Origin of the sequence: Bradyrhizobium sp. NBAIM08, from assembly GCF_020193935.1 — a bacterium.
In the GTDB taxonomy this organism is placed as follows: domain Bacteria; phylum Pseudomonadota; class Alphaproteobacteria; order Rhizobiales; family Xanthobacteraceae; genus Bradyrhizobium; species Bradyrhizobium yuanmingense.
The window spans coordinates 1-396 of sequence record NZ_JADYVR010001085.1; the positions used below are offsets into that span (position 1 = coordinate 1).

Consider the following 396-nt stretch of genomic DNA (forward strand, 5'->3'; position numbering starts at 1 on the left):
CATCGGGACCTCGTCGGCGGCCACGACCGTCAGCGCGATCGAGATGGACTACGAATCGCTCACCGGGCTCCAGGATTTCACCTTGGGCAAGGACAAGACCTTGCGTTACCCGAACACCGGCACGGTCAAGGGCCATCAGCTCGTCGATCACTCGACGCGGAAGATCAAGGACATCGTCAACGCCAAGCCCTTCGCCCTCCTCAGCGCCCAGGCCAAGACCACTTCCGGCGGGCGGGACGTCAGCAACAAGGACGGCCGGCTGGCCACCAAGCCTTGGTGCTTTGCTCACGCCAACATCGGCAGCTCCTCGCAAAAGGTCATCAGCGAACACTCCGCGAACCATTCCCACGAGATCGACCTGCAGCGCCTGGAACTTGGCCAAGGCACGGCCAACCT

General features: G+C 62.9%; 1 protein-coding gene. It reads left to right on the forward strand.

All coding sequences use genetic code 11. The features are described from left to right. A partial coding sequence (locus I6F37_RS43590) for a hypothetical protein (RefSeq protein ID WP_225154924.1) occupies positions 1-396 on the forward strand: 396 nt, incomplete at both ends.